15 protein-coding genes are annotated in these 15,987 nt (G+C 64.2%); 5 read left to right on the plus strand and 10 right to left on the minus strand.

Annotated elements, in window-relative coordinates; translation table 11 throughout:
• Positions 1-4: 4 nt before the first annotated feature.
• Complete coding sequence (locus tag V6E02_RS03710) at positions 5-1,468, minus strand: DegQ family serine endoprotease (protein WP_347307288.1); 1,464 nt, start codon at positions 1,466-1,468, stop codon at positions 5-7.
• Between the two features lie 74 nt (positions 1,469-1,542).
• On the opposite strand from V6E02_RS03710, the gene V6E02_RS03715 reads away from it, so the two are divergent.
• Positions 1,543-2,475 (plus strand): DUF1853 family protein, encoded by a 933-nt coding sequence (locus V6E02_RS03715; RefSeq protein ID WP_347307290.1) that lies wholly within the window; start codon positions 1,543-1,545, stop codon positions 2,473-2,475.
• On the opposite strand, the gene V6E02_RS03720 is transcribed toward V6E02_RS03715, so the two are convergent.
• On the minus strand, positions 2,444-3,370 hold the full coding sequence (locus tag V6E02_RS03720; protein ID WP_347307292.1) for a CobW family GTP-binding protein: 927 nt from the start codon (positions 3,368-3,370) through the stop codon (positions 2,444-2,446). The genes V6E02_RS03715 and V6E02_RS03720 overlap by 32 nt on opposite strands.
• Positions 3,371-3,527: 157 nt before the next feature.
• Between V6E02_RS03720 and mpl the strand changes: the two genes are divergently transcribed.
• Positions 3,528-4,880 (plus strand): UDP-N-acetylmuramate:L-alanyl-gamma-D-glutamyl-meso-diaminopimelate ligase, encoded by a 1,353-nt coding sequence (mpl, locus tag V6E02_RS03725; RefSeq protein ID WP_347307294.1) that lies wholly within the window; start codon positions 3,528-3,530, stop codon positions 4,878-4,880.
• Positions 4,881-4,951: 71 nt separating this feature from the next.
• Here the strand turns inward: mpl and V6E02_RS03730 are convergent, their stop codons facing one another.
• The 3 genes from V6E02_RS03730 to V6E02_RS03740 form a co-directional block, all read right to left on the minus strand.
• Positions 4,952-5,818 (minus strand): alpha/beta fold hydrolase, encoded by an 867-nt coding sequence (locus tag V6E02_RS03730; protein ID WP_347307296.1) that lies wholly within the window; start codon positions 5,816-5,818, stop codon positions 4,952-4,954.
• Complete coding sequence (locus V6E02_RS03735; RefSeq protein ID WP_347307298.1) at positions 5,815-6,570, minus strand: hypothetical protein; 756 nt, start codon at positions 6,568-6,570, stop codon at positions 5,815-5,817. The genes V6E02_RS03730 and V6E02_RS03735 overlap by 4 nt, the downstream gene beginning before the upstream one ends.
• 66 nt (positions 6,571-6,636) lie before the next feature.
• Positions 6,637-7,170, minus strand: a complete 534-nt coding sequence (locus V6E02_RS03740; RefSeq protein WP_347307300.1) for a gamma carbonic anhydrase family protein — start codon at positions 7,168-7,170, stop codon at positions 6,637-6,639.
• A 66-nt stretch (positions 7,171-7,236) separates the two neighbouring features.
• Between V6E02_RS03740 and V6E02_RS03745 the strand changes: the two genes are divergently transcribed.
• Both V6E02_RS03745 and V6E02_RS03750 read left to right on the plus strand, forming a co-directional pair.
• Entirely contained in the window at positions 7,237-9,276 is a 2,040-nt protein-coding gene (locus tag V6E02_RS03745) for a M3 family metallopeptidase (protein ID WP_430626761.1), read from the plus strand.
• Positions 9,273-9,707 (plus strand): GNAT family N-acetyltransferase, encoded by a 435-nt coding sequence (locus V6E02_RS03750; protein ID WP_347307304.1) that lies wholly within the window; start codon positions 9,273-9,275, stop codon positions 9,705-9,707. Before V6E02_RS03745 ends, V6E02_RS03750 begins: the two co-directional genes overlap by 4 nt.
• Positions 9,708-10,188: 481 nt before the next feature.
• On the opposite strand, the gene ubiB is transcribed toward V6E02_RS03750, so the two are convergent.
• The 5 genes from ubiB to ubiD all read right to left on the minus strand — a co-directional run bounded on the left by ubiB (position 10,189) and on the right by ubiD (position 15,101).
• Positions 10,189-11,724, minus strand: coding sequence for a ubiquinone biosynthesis regulatory protein kinase UbiB (gene ubiB / locus V6E02_RS03755; RefSeq protein WP_347307647.1), 1,536 nt, complete (start codon positions 11,722-11,724; stop codon positions 10,189-10,191).
• Positions 11,721-12,290: a ubiquinone biosynthesis accessory factor UbiJ gene (locus V6E02_RS03760; protein WP_347307305.1), complete on the minus strand. Its 570-nt coding sequence runs from the start codon at positions 12,288-12,290 to the stop codon at positions 11,721-11,723. The genes ubiB and V6E02_RS03760 overlap by 4 nt, the downstream gene beginning before the upstream one ends.
• A 90-nt stretch (positions 12,291-12,380) precedes the next feature.
• A complete protein-coding gene (ubiE, locus tag V6E02_RS03765; protein WP_347307307.1) occupies positions 12,381-13,112 on the minus strand; it encodes a bifunctional demethylmenaquinone methyltransferase/2-methoxy-6-polyprenyl-1,4-benzoquinol methylase UbiE in 732 nt (243 codons plus the stop codon).
• Between the two features lie 6 nt (positions 13,113-13,118).
• Positions 13,119-13,526 carry a gamma-butyrobetaine hydroxylase family protein gene (locus tag V6E02_RS03770; RefSeq protein ID WP_347307309.1) on the minus strand — a complete coding sequence of 136 codons (408 nt, stop codon included), beginning with the start codon at positions 13,524-13,526 and terminating at the stop codon, positions 13,119-13,121.
• A 111-nt stretch (positions 13,527-13,637) separates the two neighbouring features.
• Positions 13,638-15,101: a 4-hydroxy-3-polyprenylbenzoate decarboxylase gene (gene ubiD / locus V6E02_RS03775; protein ID WP_347307311.1), complete on the minus strand. Its 1,464-nt coding sequence runs from the start codon at positions 15,099-15,101 to the stop codon at positions 13,638-13,640.
• A gap of 153 nt (positions 15,102-15,254) precedes the next feature.
• Between ubiD and V6E02_RS03780 the strand changes: the two genes are divergently transcribed.
• The gene (locus tag V6E02_RS03780) at positions 15,255-15,932 is read left to right on the plus strand and encodes a mechanosensitive ion channel family protein (protein WP_347307313.1); all 678 of its coding nucleotides are present in this window, start codon (positions 15,255-15,257) and stop codon (positions 15,930-15,932) included.
• The last annotated feature ends 55 nt before the right edge of the window (positions 15,933-15,987 follow it).

Raw genomic sequence — 15,987 nt, forward strand, 5'->3', positions numbered from 1 at the left:
TCCGTCAGTCGCCCACGCGCACCGGCACGAACAAGCGCCGATCGCCCCGCTGCAAAAGCAAGGCCAGTACTTTTGCGCCCTCGTTTTGCTTCATGAGTTTGGCGAAATGGTCGACGTCGCGCACCGGCTCGCTGTTGACGGCGAGGATCACATCCCCGGGCTGCACGCCGGCGCGTTCTGCCGGACCGGAGACGCTCTGCACCAGCACGCCGTGGCTTACCTTGAGGCGCGCCTTCTGCTGGGCGTTGAGGTTGGTGACGCCCACGCCGAGGCGACCGGATTGCTCGCCCTGAGCCTCGCCCTCGTCGGTCGCCATGGCGCTGTCGTCCCACTCGCCCAGGGTGAGGGTGAGTTCCTTCACACGCCGGTCACGCCATACTTCGATCTTCACCTTGGCACCGGGCTTGGCCGCGCCCACCATGCGCGGCAGGGTGGCGGAGTCGGGCACGTCCTTGCCATCGAACTTGAGGATCACATCCCCGGGCTGGATCCCGGCTTTCTCCGCCGCGCTACCCGGCTCCACTTGGCTCACCACCGCACCCTTGGCCTCTTTCAGGCCGAAGGAAGCGGCGAGATCCGGCGTCACTTCCTGGATCACCACGCCCAGCTTGCCGCGGGAGACCTTGCCCGTGCCTTTCAGCTGATTGGCCACGTCCATGGCCACGTCGATGGGAATGGCAAAGGACAGCCCCATGTAACCGCCGGTACGGCTGTAGATCTGGGCGTTGATGCCCACCACTTCGCCGCGCATGTTGAACAGCGGGCCGCCGGAATTGCCTGGGTTCACTGCCACGTCGGTCTGGATGAAGGGCACATAGCCATCGCCCGGGAGGTTACGTCCCTTGGCGCTGACGATGCCGGCGGTGACGCTATTCTCGAAACCATAGGGTGAGCCGATCGCCACCACCCATTCGCCCACCTTGAGCTTGTTGGGATCGCCGATGGGCACGGTGGGCAGGTTCTTCGCATCGATCTTGAGCAACGCCACGTCGGTCCGGCGGTCCTTACCCACGATCTTGGCCTTGAAGGTGCGCTTGTCCGTGAGCTTCACCACCACTTCGGTGGCGTTGTCCACCACGTGGGCATTGGTGAGGATGTAGCCATCAGGGCTGATGATGAAGCCGGAGCCCAGCGAATGGGTCTCAAATTCCTGCGGCCCATTGGGCACGGGCGGCATGAAGCGGCGGAAGAAGTCATAAAACGGATCGTCTGGGTCCAAACCGGGGAAACCCGGAAACGCTCGGCCGCGGATCTTTTGCGTGGTGCTGATGTTCACCACCGCCGGGCCTTCCTTCTCCACCAGGGCGCTGAAATCGGGCAAGGCCACCACGGTGCTGGGCGCGGGCGCGCTGGTGGCAGGCACTTCGTTGCGCGGGGCTGCCGCGCCGGAGGAAGCGGGCTGAGAACAGGCGGCGAGAGGAAACAGCACAGCCAACAAAGCGGCCGTCTTGACCAACAGTCGGGACATGGAACACTCCTTGGGCTATGATTTTTGATGCCGGCTTGCGAAAGACAGCTGGCCCACGCAAAAGTTTACTCCCCGTGTCCGCCTTTGCGCCCCTGGATGTCCAGCTTACGCACCCTGCGGTGCGCGATCTGGCCTGGGCGATTGCCAGTCCGGGCCTGCTGGCAGCCGATCATCCGCACGCCGCGGCCGTGGTGCCCGATGCCTTCTGCGCCAAAGAGGTGGCCGAGCTTTCGCAGCTTTTGCACAGCCTCGACCGCGATCCGGCGCCGCTCACCAAGTGGCTCGAGTCCCATCACAGCCATCGTCTGGGCGAGTATTTCGAGCGTCTCGTCGCCTTCTGGCTCACGCACGCCGGCGCGCAAGAGCTGCGCGTGGGGTTTGCGGTAAGGGACGCAGGCCGCGTTCTAGGCGAGTTCGATTTGCTTTTCCGGCATCCCAAGCTCGGCGGCCTCGTGCACTGGGAAGTCGCGGTGAAGTTCTACTTGCTGATGGAGCCTGCGGCAGGACTTAAGGGATTCCTTGGCCCGGATTGCGCCGACCGTCTGGTGGACAAGCTCGATCACCTGTTTGGCCACCAGCTTCTGCTCGCCCACACGCCTGCCGGACGCGCTGCGCTGGGCGGCGCGCAGCCACGGGCCCAGGCGCTGGTGAAAGGCTGGCTGTTCTTTCCCCTGGATGCGTCGCGGCCACGGCTGCCAGAACTCTCCCCGGCCGCGCCCAGCGGTTGGTGGCTGCGCTACGGCACGCGCGAGCTGCCACGACCCGCAGAAGGTGAGCGCCGCTGGAAGGTGCTGCCACGGCTTCAGTGGTTGGCCCCCGCGCTGGGACAGGAAGGGGAACGCACCCTGTTCGAGGGAGATCACCTCGAGCACGTGCTCGCCACCCATTTCGCCCGGGCGCGGACGCCACTGCTCGTGGCGCGTCTGGCACCCGTAGCGAACGGGCTGTGGCGCGAGGACAGCCGAGGCTTCGTGGTCAGCCCGGACTGGCCATCCGCGCCGCCGTGAGCGCCGCTTCGATCTGCGCCCAGTCGGGGGCAGGCGTTTGTGCCACCACTTCCACCCGGCTGTCGCGCCGCCACGTGATGGGGGCCACCGTCAGCTGGCCGCCTGCCAGTTCGTAATCCTGCCAGTCGCGCCCCACACGCAGCACACCCTTGGCGCGCAGAATGCGCGCGTCGCTGGCGAGCGCTTCGAACCATGCGCTGAGGCGCTCACGGTGGAACACCACCTCCGGCTCGAAACGTAAGCTTCGCGAAACAAAGCAGCCGACCTCGTCGTGGGCCGGGTGCCATGATGCCTGCACTTCCCCGTAAGCGAGATCAAGCCAGTCAGGGTCGAGCCGACCCTGCTGGGTACAGGCCACGTCGAGCTTGGGCGGATAAAGCGCCTCTAGAGCGGCGAGGCAGCGTTGCACCTGGGCGGGCGTGGCGAGATCGCAGCGGTTGATCACCAGCACGTCTGCCAGCGCCAGCTGGTCACGATACGTCTTTAGCGCCTGGAGCCGCGCGTCGGCGAACTGCTGGGGATCCACCAGGGTGATGACGCTGCGCAATTCGATATGGGGCGCAAGCCAAGCATCCCGCAAGGCATCGATGATGCCCGCGGGGTGACCCACACCCGTCGGCTCGATGATCAGCCGTTCCGGGCGCACCTCGCGCAACAGCCGCGTGAGGGCGACCTTGAGGGGGAGCTGCGCGGCGCAGCAGATGCAGCCGCCAGCCACTTCCCGCACCATGACGCCACTGGCCTGCAAGCGCGCGCCGTCGATGCCCACCTGCCCGAATTCATTCACCAGTACCGCCCAGCGACCCGACTGTCCCTTGCGCGCGAGCAGATCGAGAATGGCGGTGGTCTTGCCCACGCCGAGAAAACCACTGATCAGATTGGTGGGGATTTTCATCTTGGCTCGGAAAAACGCTATAGTGCGGCATTCTGCAAAGCCTGTCAGCGCAGGCAAGGCAGCGCAGCGAGAACGTTTGTGGCGCAGGAAACGCCGCTTCGTCTCAGCCTCCCTGCGCATGCTGGGTTTATCGTCGTAACATTCACCCTAGACATTCATGCATATCCACATTCTCGGCATCTGCGGCACCTTCATGGGCGGCATCGCCGTGCTCGCCCGCCAGGCCGGCCACACCGTCACCGGCTGTGACGCCAACGTCTATCCTCCCATGAGCACGCAGCTTGCAGCCCAGGGCATCCGCCTCATCGAAGGCTATGACCCGGACCAGATCGGGCTCGATCCGGATCTCTTCGTAGTCGGCAACGTGGTCACCCGGGGCAATCCACTCATGGAGGCCATCCTCGACCGGGGCCTGCCCTACATTTCGGGGCCCCAGTGGCTGCTGGAGAACATCCTGCGACACAAATGGGTGCTTGCCGTGTCCGGCACCCACGGCAAGACCACCACCACCTCCATGCTGGCCTGGATGCTGGAATATGGACGGCTTGCGCCCGGCTTCCTGGTGGGCGGCGTACCGGAAAACTTCGGCGTCTCGGCGCGGCTTACGGACTCGCCCTTCTTCGTGGTGGAAGCCGACGAGTACGACACCGCTTTCTTCGACAAGCGCTCCAAGTTCGTGCACTACCGGCCGCGCACGCTGATCATCAATAACGTGGAATTCGACCACGCCGACATCTTCCCCGACCTGGCCGCCATCGAAACCCAGTTCCACCATTGCGTGCGCACCGTGCCACGCTCAGGCCTGATCGTCGCCAATGGACGCGAGGAGAGCGTGGCGCGCATCCTTGGCCGCGGCTGCTGGACGCCGGTGGAGTATTTCGGCGTTGCCCCGGGCTGGGCCGCCCAGGACGCTCAAGAAAGTGGATTCGACGTGTATTTCGCAGGCAGCCTGCAAGGGCGCGTCCATTGGCATCTTTTGGGCGAGCACAACCAAATGAACGCGCTGGCCGCCATCGCCGCGGCACGCCATGCGGGCGTGCCTGCAGCAGTGGCCATCGAGGCGCTTTCCCAGTTTCGCAATGTCAAGCGCCGGCTGGAAGTGCGTGGCATCGTCAACGGCGTCACCGTCTATGACGACTTCGCCCATCACCCCACGGCCATCGCCACCACTGTCGCGGGCCTGCGCCGCAGGGTGGGCAAAGCACGCATCCTGGCGGTGCTGGAGCCGCGCTCCAACACCATGAAAATGGGTGTGCTGAAAGACCGCCTGCCGGAGAGCTTGCGCGAGGCCGATCTCGTCTTCTGCTACGGTGCCAACCTGGGCTGGGATGCCGCTGCAGTCTTCGCACCCCTGGCAGACAAGGCGGAAATCCACACGGATCTCGACGCGCTGGCGGATGCCATCGCGCGCGCCGCGCGGCCAGGCGATAACGTGCTCATCATGAGCAACGCCAGCTTCGGCGGCCTGCATGAGAAGCTCCTCGCGCGTTTGTCGGCGTGCGCGGCCTGAGCGCGCATCCGTTCTCCTGCAACAAATGGCAAATCGTGGATCACGCCGCGCACTGGCGGCCCATTGGGGGTTTATCCAGCCGCCGGCCAGCGAGGTTGCGAATGGCGTTCCAGGAAGGGGGCGAGGAAGCGTTCGGTTTCCGCCACAGTGTGCCCACCCTGGCGGGCGACACCCAGATAATCGCCATGATCCACGTGGTAAGCGGGGTCGGCCCGGGGCACGGGCTCCAGGCGGGCCAGCACTTCCGGGTCACGTTCCACTGGGCCGCTGAGGCCAAGCGCCCGTCCCCAGCGTTCCCCGAACAGAATGGTCTGGGTAAGATCCCCCAAGGGATAGGCAAAGCGCAGCACCCAATCCTGCTCGGAGGCCAGCACGGCGACCCGCTCGGCGCCCAGGGTGCCTTCGCGATAGCCGAAACGGCCGCTTTGGCCTAGGCTGTCGTTGTCGATCGCCGGCGCCATCAACACGATGCGATCCAGTCTTAGCGTCCCGGCAAGGGCCAATCGGCGCGCGGTTGCCATCGCCACGCGGCAGCCCAGGCTGTGGCCCGCGAAGGCAACTCGGGTGCCTGGCTTTAGGTGAGTGGAAAGCCATTTCCACAAGACCTCGGCGCTGTCGTCCGCGTCGCGCCCCTCGAAGGGATAGCTCAGTGCCTTGGCCCAGCCATCCCCAGGCCAGAGCACCGCGAGCATCGGGTCGCTCAGGCCTTGGGCGGCGAGCAAGTCCATGTAGCGTGCGAGGCTGGCACGGCCCTCGCTGCGGCTCACGTTGTAGCCATGCAGCAGCACCAACAGACGTTGGCCTCGTGTGCTGGCGGTGAACTCGGGAAGCTGTGCATCCCAGTCCACCTCAACCCCGTTCACGAAGCGGTAAAGCCGCCCGGAGACCACAGGCCCGCCCACCGCCGAATCGCGCAGGTGCAAGCAATAGCGGCTCACCCGCCCCGTCCCCGGAAGGCCTGCACCGCCGCCTGCAGCGCCGTGGCCAGATCCTTGGCCACCGGGGCGAGCGGCACGGCCGCGATGCCCACCATGAAGCACACCACGGGTGCCGCACCCAGGTGGAGACCCACACCGAAGGCAATGGCCAAGGCCACCAACATCGCCAGTAGCTTGGTCTGGGTCACGTATTGGCGCTCGGCCAGTCCCAGGGCAGCGTCGATGCGAGCGTCGATGGCGTTTTCCAGGCGCGCCAGCGCCGCCCTCTCCTCGTCGCTGGGACCATCGCCTGCGCGTGGAATCTCGCCACTGGCGGGTGGCCGCAGCTCGCGCAGGCGCAAGAAGGCATCGGCAACGAAGGTCGCCAGACCTGCGGGCAGGCCCAGGCGTTCCGCGATCGCGGCGATGTCCTGCGCAGGTAGGAGCCCAAAGCCGATGCGCACGCCCTGCCGCAGGGTACGCGGCAGATCACCACCACTGCGTCCGGCACGATACTGGGCCTTGATCAGCTGCATCACGTCCTGGCCATAGGCCGCCACCAGCGCCGGCAACAGGGGATCGAGGGTGCCGCGAGCAGGCCCAATCCAGGCCCGGCCGGGGATCGCGGCGCGGCCTGAGAACAGGCGTTCGAACCCGGCCAGATCAACCCACGGCACGAGCTTGAGCCCGTCCACCACACCATAGGCCGCCGCCCCCAGGGCGCCCACCGCGAGCGCCGTGGTGCCCAGATAGTCCGCCAGATTTTCCGCCATGCTTGCCTCCGGTTGCCATTTCTTTGGCATTAAAGCCGTTTTTTCTGCAAGCGGGGAGGGTGGTTGTCAGCCACGAAAGCTTTGGGCCAGGCTCATGTAATGGCGGGCGGAATAGTCGAAGTAAGCAAGCTCGTCTGCGGTCAAGGGCCGCAAAAGCTTCACCGGTCGGCCCAGGTAGAGATGGCCGGATTGCAGCACCTTGCCTTCCGGCACCAGGCTGCCTGCACCCAGCAGGACACGCGGCTCGATCACCGCCTTGTCCATGACGATGGATCCCATTCCGATCAGGCATTCGTCACCAATGGTGCAGCCGTGCAGGATGACACCATGACCGACGGTGACCCGCGCGCCGATGATCAAGGGCGCGCCCTGGGGATCCCAATCGCTGCGATGGGAGACGTGCAGCACGGCGAGATCCTGGATGTTGGACGCCTCACCGATGCGGATGTAATTCACGTCGCCGCGGATGACGGCGCCGGGCCAGACAGAGACATGCTCACCCAGCGTCACCTCGCCGATGATCTGGGCGCTGGGATGGACGTAGCAGCTCGCAGGAATTACGGGGGTGGCGCCGTGGTGGGGCAGGATGTTGGAGGCCATGACGGGAACCAATCGAGAAGGTGCGTGACAGTATAATCGCCGGCTCGATTCCCAAGGAAGATGACCATGAACCCGTTGCTGGATTTCTCTGGCCTGCCCCAGTTCGACAAGATCAAACCAGAACACGTCACCCCCGCCGTGGACACGCTGCTCGCCGAGAACCGGGCGCAGGTGGCCAGCCTGGTGGCCGATGCCGCGCCCCCCACCTGGGACGGTTTCGTCGAGCCCTTGGAGGATGCCAACGAACGCCTGTCGCGCGCCTGGGGCCAGGTCTCCCACCTCAACGCCGTTGTCAACACGCCCGAGCTGCGCGAGGCCTACAACGCCAACCTGCCTAAGATCACCGAATACTACGCCGAGCTATCCCAGAACCTCGGGCTGTACCAGAAGTTCAAGACGCTGCGTGCAAGTCCAGAATATGAGTCCCTCAGCCGACCCCGTCGCAAGGTGATCGAAAACGAGCTGCGCGACTTCCGGCTGGGCGGGGCCGAGCTACCGGAAGTAAAGAAGGCACGCTTCAAGGCGATCCAGGAAGAGCTGGCCTCGCTTGCTGCCCGCTTCGAAGAGAACCTGCTCGACACCACCAATGCCTTCGCCAAGTACGTGGAAGACGAGGCCGAACTGGCCGGGCTGCCCGCAGATGTCCTGCAGGCAGCGCGGGAAGCGGCCGAACGGGACGACCGTTCCGGCTACAAGCTCACGCTGCATGCGCCCTCTTGGCTACCGGTGATGCAATACGCGGACAACCGGGCGCTACGCGAGGAGATGTACCGCGCCTATGTGACGCGTGCCTCGGAATTCGGGCCACCGGAATGGGACAACACGCCACTCATCACGCGCATCCTGAAACTGCGCAAGGAGGCCGCGCAGCTGTTGGGCTTTTCCAGCTACGCGGAGCTGTCCCTGGCCACCAAGATGGCGCAAACACCGGGGCAGGTGCTGGATTTCCTGCATGAGCTGGCGCGTCGCGCCAAGCCCTTCGCCGAGCGAGATCTGGCCGAACTCTCGCGCTTCGCGCGGGAGCGCTTTGGCATGGTCGAGCTAAAAGCCTGGGACATCGCCTATTACTCGGAAAAGCTGCGCCAGGAAAAATACGGTTTCTCCGACGACGAGGTGAAACAGTATTTCCCGGAAACCACGGTACTGCCGGGCATGTTCCGGCTGGTGGAGACCCTCTACGGCTTGAAAATCCACGCAACCCATGCGCCGGTGTGGCATAAGGACGTGCGCTTCTTCAACATCACTGATCGCAGCGGCCAGCTAGTGGGCCAGTTCTATCTCGACCTTTACGCACGCAACAACAAGCGTGGCGGCGCCTGGATGGATGATGCCATCACGCGGCGGCGCAAGGCCAGTGGCATCCAGACGCCGGTGGCCTATCTCACCTGCAATTTCTCCGCGCCCGTGGGAGGCAAGCCTGCGCTGTTCACCCACGATGAGGTGATCACCCTGTTCCATGAATTCGGTCATGGCCTGCATCACCTGCTCACGCGCGTGGAAGAGCTGGGGGTGTCCGGCATCAACGGCGTGGAATGGGATGCGGTGGAACTGCCATCCCAGTTCATGGAGAACTTCTGCTGGGAATGGGAAGTGGTCGAACCCATGACCCGCCATGTGGACAGTGGCGCGCCTCTGCCGCGCGCGCTGTTCGACAAAATGGTGGCAGCGAAGAACTTCCAGAGCGGCATGCAGACGGTGCGCCAGATCGAGTTCGCCCTGTTCGACATGCATCTGCATTACGACTTCGACCCAGACGGCAGCAAAACGCCGCTGCAACTGCTGGAGGAGATCCGCCGTCAGGTGGCAGTGGTGTTCCCGCCCTCCTACAACCGCTTCCCCAACAATTTCTCCCACATCTTCGCCGGTGGTTATGCGGCGGGCTATTACAGCTACAAGTGGGCGGAAGTGCTCTCCGCCGACGCCTATAGCCTGTTCGAGGAAAATGGTGTGCTTAATCCCGAGGTGGGGCATCGCTTCTGGAGCGAGATCCTCGGCCAGGGCGGCTCGCGTAGCGCGCTGGAATCCTTCGTCGCCTTCCGCGGCCGAGAACCCACCATCGACGCCCTGCTGCGTCACTCGGGCATGGTGGAAACACAGGGCACATGAGCGCCTTCGCCGTCCACCTGGTCAGCTGGGAAACGGCAGCAGCAGCGCTGGCCGCGGTGCGGCGCGCCGTGTTCATCGAAGAACAAGGCGTGCCGGAAGCGCTGGAGTGGGATGGTAAGGACGCCGCTGCCCTGCACGTGCTGGCCACGCTGGAAGGTGAACCCATCGGCACCGGGCGGCTCATCATCCACGGCTCGCTGGCCCACGTGGGACGCATGGCAGTACGCAAGCCCTGGCGGCGACGGGGCGTAGGCACCGCGATGCTGCTGCGCCTGCTGCAAGCGGCACGGACCCAGGGCGCGCGCGGAGTCTTCCTGAATGCCCAGATCTCCGCCCTTGCCTTTTACGAGCGCTTCGGCTTCCGACGCGAGGGCGAGGCGTTTCTCGATGCCGGCATTCCCCACTACCGGATGACGCTGCGGCTGCCCTAGCAGGCTACGCTGCCGGCGCTCGGTCCGTGTTTGCCGCGGCCGAGCAGCAATGAGCCAGCGATCATGCCGGCGAGGTTCGCGAAGAGGCCGAGGCGCCGGGGTGGCAGCGCGAATTCCTCTGGCAGCCAAAAGTCGGCGGCAATCCAACGCGAGCGTCGCAACAGCAAGCCAACAGGCGACGTGTACACGCACACCATCATTCCCGCGCAAGGGGCAGTCCAGACCCGATGGCGGCAGCTGCCATTTGCGCGTTCCGGGTCGCCTGCCGCAATGACGGTTGGCAGGTTTTGCGCCTATGGAGCATTACGTAAGTAGGTGACACCTTTGTGTCGTCCCCGCGAAAGCGGGGACCCAGGAACATGGCGAGGAAGACCCTGGATTCCCGCTTTCGCGGGAATGACGTTTGACTTACGGAGCCTGTCAACGACTTACGTAACGCTCAATAAGCACTTAGCTTGGCGCGCGGCGGACTCGTGAATGATCAAGGCCCACCTGACAGCCGCGACCAGAGCGCAATGACGACCAGCAAAGCCAACAGCCCGGCGATGACCGCAAGCCACCGATTGCGTCTCTTTTGCTCCGCCAGCAGGCGCGCGAAACCCTGCTGCAAAGCCGGCAGGGGATCGCGCACCAATGCCTCTTCCAAGCGGCGTGGCAGCGCAGGTAGCAGGGCCGCCCAGCGTGGCGCCTCCTGCTTGACGTGGCGCACAAGGGCACGCCAGCCCACCTGCTCGCTCATCCAGCGTTCCAGGAAGGGTTTGGCCGTGGTCCACAGGTCGAGATCCGGATCGAGCTGGCGGCCCAGGCCCTCCACGTTGAGCAAGGTCTTCTGCAGCATGACCAGTTGCGGCTGGATCTCCATGTTGAAGCGGCGTGACACCTGGAACAGCCGTAACAGGAAGCGCCCGAAGGAAATCTCCTTGATCGGTCGGTCGAACACCGGCTCGCAAACGGAGCGGATGGCAGCCTCAAACTGGTCTTCACGCGTCTGCGGCGGCACCCAGCCCGCTTCCAGGTGGGCGCGCGCCACTTGCTTGTAATCGCGGTTGAAGAAGGCGAGGAAATTCTGGGCGAGATAGTGTTTGTCGCGCTCGGTGAGGGTACCCATGATGCCAAAGTCGACCCCGATGTAGCGTCCATCAGGCGCGACGAAAATGTTGCCCGGATGCATGTCGGCGTGGAAGAAGCCATCGCGAAAAACCTGGGTGAAGAAAATTTCCACGCCCCGGCGGGCAAGCGCAGGAATATCAATACCCACCTCGCGTATGCGCTCCACGTGGGACACTGGAATGCCGTGGATGCGTTCCATTACCATGACTTCGCTATGGCACCAGTCCCAGAACACTTCGGGCACGATGAGTAAGCGTTGATCCTGGAAGTTACGCCGCAATTGGCTGGCGTTGGCGGCCTCGCGCAGCAGATCGAGTTCCTCGTCCAGGTGGTGGGCGAATTCCGCCACGACCTCGCGTGGACGCAAGCGTTTGCCATCGGCGAACAGCACCTCGATCAGGCCGGCGGCCGTGTCCAGCAGGGCGAGATCCTTGTCGATCACCCGCCGGATGCCGGGACGCAGGATCTTCACCGCCACTTCGCGCCCGTCCGGCAGCAAGGCAAAGTGCACCTGGGCCACCGAGGCAGAGGCCACGGGCAGCAGGTCCAACTCGCGGAACACCTGGTCATGAGGCCGCCCATACACCTGCTGCAACACCGCCGCCACCTGCTCGGGCGGGAAGGGTGGCACCTGGTCCTGCAGCCGGGCCAATTCGTCAGCAATGTCGTCCGGCAGCAAATCGCGCCGAGTAGAGAGCACCTGACCGAACTTCACGAAGATGGGGCCCAGACGCTCCAGGGCGAGACGCAGACGCACGGCGCGCGGCTGCTTCAGGGAGCGCCAGAACAGGACCACGCGCACCACGGCGCGCAGCCACGCGAGCCGCGCATGGGCGAGGAAGAATTCGTCTAGTCCATATCGGACTGCGATGTGCAGGATGTAGATTAGACGCAGCAGGCGCATCAGCCACGCCCGCCGAGCCGGGCGATGCGGGCCTCGAGCTGCTCCACCGAAGCGGCTAGGCTCGCCACCTCGGCGGCGAACCGCTCTATGTCCGCACGCTTGGCAAGCCAAGGCCGTTCCTCGGTAAGGAATTCCGCCAGCGCGCGAGCCAAACTCTGCGCGGACTTAAGGCGCCAGTCCCACCAGGCGCGCCCGAAGGCCGCCAGGCGATGCCCGAGCACATCGCCGAACAGACGCGCCAGGTCTTCTTCCGCCTCCCATTCCAGCCCGCTCAACACCTCGGCCACCGCCTCACCGAAGGCATGGTAGCCATGAATGCGAATCAGACTGCGATCGCGGGGCTGCACCAGCAGGTAGGCTAGCAGCGCATCGGGCGACGCGCTCAGCACGGCATCCGGTGCCTGGCCACGGGGCGCGGCCAAGCTGCCGTCTTCGGTGATGGTGAAGGCAAACCGGGGTAGGGGGAAGCCATCCAGCGCGAAGCAAAGGCCGCTAAAGGACGCGAGCCGTTCACGGGCCCCAGGGTTCTGCGCCAGCACGTGATTGAGCAAGGAGACGGCGAGCTGCATCGTCCAAGCCTCGTCAGTCGCGGGAATCGGCGCCCCACCGCGGCATCGGGCATGCCGCAAACGCAATGGCGGCGATGGGGTGCGCCGCCCTCACAGCTTGTAGCCCTTGTGCAGCGCCACCACCCCGGCGGTGAGGTTGAAATACTCCACCCGCTCAAGACCCGCATCTTCCATCATGCGCTTCATGGCCTCCTGGTCGGGATGCATACGGATGGACTCTGCCAGGTAGCGATAGCTCGCCGCGTCCTTGGCCACCAGCCGGCCCAGGAGGGGCAGCACCTTGAATGAGTAGAGGTCATAAAGCGGCACCAGCGGCTTGTACACGCGGGAAAATTCCAGCACCAGCAGGCGCCCGCCGGCGCGCAGCACGCGCTGCATCTCGGCCAGCGCACGCTCCTTGTGGGTCATGTTGCGCAGCCCGAAGGCCACGGTCACCACATCGAAATGGTTGTCTGGGAAGGGCAGCTTCTCCGCATCACACTGCACGGCCCACGGCACCAGGCCCTGATCCAGCATCCGGTCGCGACCCACGGTGAGCATGGAATTGTTGATGTCCGTGAGCCAGACCTCGCCACTGTGCCCCACACGTTTCGCGAAGGCGATGGCCAAATCACCGGTGCCACCGGCGATATCCAGCACGCGCTCGCCTGGGCGCACCCGTGCCTGCTCGATAGTGAAAGCCTTCCACAGGCGATGCAGGCCCCCGGACATGAGATCGTTCATCAGATCGTAACGCTGGGCGACGGAGTGAAAAACCTCCGCCACTTTGCGCGCCTTTTCCGACTCCTCGACCTTGCGGAAACCGAAATGGGTCTCGGCCATGCTGGTTTACTTGGACTTGGGACGAATGGGAATGGGCGATTCCGCCACCGGCTCCCGGCTCGCGCCAGCAGCCGCAAGCCGGTCTAGATAGCGCTGCCACAGCTCGGCCTGATTCTTGCCCAGGTCGTAGAGATAGCTCCAGGAATAGATCCCGGAATCGTGGCCATCGGAGAAGACGAGGTTGATGGCGTAGGTGCCCACTGGCTCGATGGCGGTGATCTCTACGTTTTTCTTTCCCACCTGCAGCACTTCCTGGCCTGGGCCATGGCCGCGGACCTCGGCTGAAGGGGAATACACGCGCAAAAATTCGCAGGGCAGCTCGAAGCGGCTGCCATCGGAAAAGGCGATCTCCAGGATACGCGACTTCTGGTGCAGCTTGATCTCGGTGGGCTGCGGGGTCTCCTGTGTGCTCATGCCGACTTCCTCGCTGTAAAACGGCAATGATACCCGACCGGAGATGACGCTGAAAACGACGCGCGACGCAAGGGCATCACCCGACACTGGGCTGAGCCGAAGCCAGCACCTTTACAAACCGAGATCCTTCCAGATTCCGTCAATGCGAGCGGCCACCGCGGGATCTCGGGTGATGGGTCTGCCCCACTCGCGGCTGGTTTCGCCCTTCCACTTGTGGGTGGCGTCGACGCCCATCTTGCTGCCCAGCCCGGACACCGGGCTGGCGAAATCCAGGTAGTCGATAGGCGTGTTCTCCACGATCAGGGTGTCGCGCGCCGCATCCACGCGGGTGGTGAGGGCCCAGATCACTTCCTTCCAGTCGCGAATGTCGATGTCCTCGTCCACCACGATCACGAACTTGGTGTACATGAACTGGCGCAGAAAACTCCAGACTCCAAACATCACCCGCTTGGCGTGGCCCGGATACTGCTTCTTCATGCTCACCAACGCCAAGCGGTAGCTACAGCCTTCCGGCGGCAGATAGAAATCCGTGATCTCCGGAAATTGCTTCTGCAACAGGGGCACAAACACTTCGTTGAGGGCCATACCCAGCACCGCCGGCTCATCGGGCGGCTTGCCGGTGTAGGTGCTGTGGTAAATGGGCTCGCGGCGCATGGTCATGTGGGTGACGGTGAACACGGGAAAAGTCTCCCGCTCGTTGTAATAACCGGTGTGATCGCCAAAAGGCCCTTCCAGCGCAGTCTCGTCGGGGTCGATGTGGCCTTCCAGAACGATCTCCGCGCCCGCCGGCACCTGCAGGTCGCAACTGATGCACCGCACCACTTCGGTCTTCGCGCCGCGCAACAAGCCCGCGAACTGGTATTCGGACAGCGTGTCCGGCACCGGTGTCACCGCGCCGAGGAGGGTGGCGGGGTCGGCACCCAGGGCGACGGCGACGGGAAAACGCTCGCCGGGGTGAAGAGCGACGAAATCGCGGAAGTCGAGCGCCCCGCCCCGGTGCGGCAGCCAACGCATGATGAGTTTGTTGCGGCCTAGAAGCTGCTGGCGATAAATGCCTAGGTTCTGGCGCGACTTGTGGGGACCGCGCGTGACAGTGAGGCCCCAAGTGATGAGAGGCGCCACATCGCCGGGCCAACAGGTCTGGATGGGCAGCCGCGTGAGATCCACTTCTTCCCCCTGCCAGACGATATCCTGGCAAGGGGCGCGCGTCACTTCCTTCGGCGCCATGTGGAGCACCTGTCTGAATAGAGGCAGCTTGTCCCAGGCATCCTTGAAGCCGCTCGGTGGCTCGGGCTCCTTGAGGAAGGCGAGCAGGCGGCCCACCTCGCGCAAGGCCGAAACGTCCTCCTGGCCCATCCCCAGCGCCACCCGCCGCGGCGTGCCAAACAAATTGCCCAACACCGGAATGTCGTGGCCCTTGGGTTTCTCGAATAACAACGCTGGGCCCTTAGCGCGCAGGACACGATCGCAGACTTCTGTGATTTCCAGATGGGGATCGATTTCGACGCCGATGCGCTTGAGTTCGCCGCGGGCTTCCAGTTGTGCGATGAAGTCACGCAGATCAACATATTTCATGGCACCTTCCTCCGCCAGGCCACGATCATACGCGAAGGGGCGGACAACGGCGAAGCGCCGGGTTGCGCCGCTCCCACCGCGCTTCTATCATTGCCACGTCCCCGCCCATGCGCATCCTCTGCGCGCAATCCGAGCCAAACAAAGGAGACAGCCATGCAGCAAGAGCTCGATATTTTTCTGGCGTCCTTCAACGCGGTGATCCGCCAGCTGGCCGACTTCCTGCCCAAGCTGCTGGTCGCCCTCCTGTTGCTGTTCGTGGGCTGGCTGGTTGCGAAACTCGCCCGCAGTGCAGTGCGTCGCCTGCTTGCGCTCGCCCATTTCGATACCCTGGCGGAGAAGACCGGCATTGAGGAGTTCCTCAAGCACGGCGAGATGCAGATCACCCTGTCCGGCATCATCGCCGAGGTAAGCTACTGGCTGGTGCTGTTCATCGTATTGGTCACGGTTTCCAATAGCCTCGGTCTCACCGCGGTGGCGGAACTCTTTAACCGCGTGGTGCTCTACCTGCCCAACATCGTGGTGGCGGTGTTGATCATCATCTTCGGTACGCTGCTCGCACGCTTCATCAACCGTCTGGTCTTCGCCTGGCTGCGCAACCTGGAAATAGAGGGGGCGCTCACCATCAGCACCATCGCCGAATATACGGTGCAGATCTTCGCCGTGTTCGTCGCCCTGGAGCAGCTGGCGGTCGCCACCCATTTGCTCATCACCGCCTTTGCCATCGTGTTCGGCGCGGCATGCCTGGCGCTGGCCCTGGCCTTCGGCTTGGGCGGCCGCGACTGGGCGGCGGGTGTGATTCAGAAGTGGGCCTCGCGCGGAAAGAAGCCCTGAACGCTTGGCATTTGCTCAGTCCCGGTACAGCTACAGCACAGAGCTGTTGAGCAGT

It is taken from the genome of Thiobacter sp. AK1, assembly GCF_039822265.1.
In the GTDB taxonomy this organism is placed as follows: Bacteria; Pseudomonadota; Gammaproteobacteria; order Burkholderiales; family Thiobacteraceae; genus Thiobacter; species Thiobacter aerophilum.

What these genes read in the sequence shown, in the direction of transcription:
- V6E02_RS03770 (WP_347307309.1), bottom strand. Translation starts at nt 13,526, where the DNA reads ATGAGCACACAGGAGACCCCGCAGCCCACCGAGATCAAGCTGCACCAG.
- ubiD (WP_347307311.1), bottom strand. Translation starts at nt 15,101, where the DNA reads ATGAAATATGTTGATCTGCGTGACTTCATCGCACAACTGGAAGCCCGC.
- V6E02_RS03735 (WP_347307298.1), bottom strand. Translation starts at nt 6,570, where the DNA reads ATGGCGGAAAATCTGGCGGACTATCTGGGCACCACGGCGCTCGCGGTG.
- V6E02_RS03760 (WP_347307305.1), bottom strand. Translation starts at nt 12,290, where the DNA reads ATGCAGCTCGCCGTCTCCTTGCTCAATCACGTGCTGGCGCAGAACCCT.
- V6E02_RS03780 (WP_347307313.1), top strand. Translation starts at nt 15,255, where the DNA reads ATGCAGCAAGAGCTCGATATTTTTCTGGCGTCCTTCAACGCGGTGATC.
- V6E02_RS03750 (WP_347307304.1), top strand. Translation starts at nt 9,273, where the DNA reads ATGAGCGCCTTCGCCGTCCACCTGGTCAGCTGGGAAACGGCAGCAGCA.
- ubiE (WP_347307307.1), bottom strand. Translation starts at nt 13,112, where the DNA reads ATGGCCGAGACCCATTTCGGTTTCCGCAAGGTCGAGGAGTCGGAAAAG.
- V6E02_RS03740 (WP_347307300.1), bottom strand. Translation starts at nt 7,170, where the DNA reads ATGGCCTCCAACATCCTGCCCCACCACGGCGCCACCCCCGTAATTCCT.
- V6E02_RS03710 (WP_347307288.1), bottom strand. Translation starts at nt 1,468, where the DNA reads ATGTCCCGACTGTTGGTCAAGACGGCCGCTTTGTTGGCTGTGCTGTTT.
- V6E02_RS03745 (WP_430626761.1), top strand. Translation starts at nt 7,237, where the DNA reads ATGAACCCGTTGCTGGATTTCTCTGGCCTGCCCCAGTTCGACAAGATC.
- V6E02_RS03720 (WP_347307292.1), bottom strand. Translation starts at nt 3,370, where the DNA reads ATGAAAATCCCCACCAATCTGATCAGTGGTTTTCTCGGCGTGGGCAAG.
- mpl (WP_347307294.1), top strand. Translation starts at nt 3,528, where the DNA reads ATGCATATCCACATTCTCGGCATCTGCGGCACCTTCATGGGCGGCATC.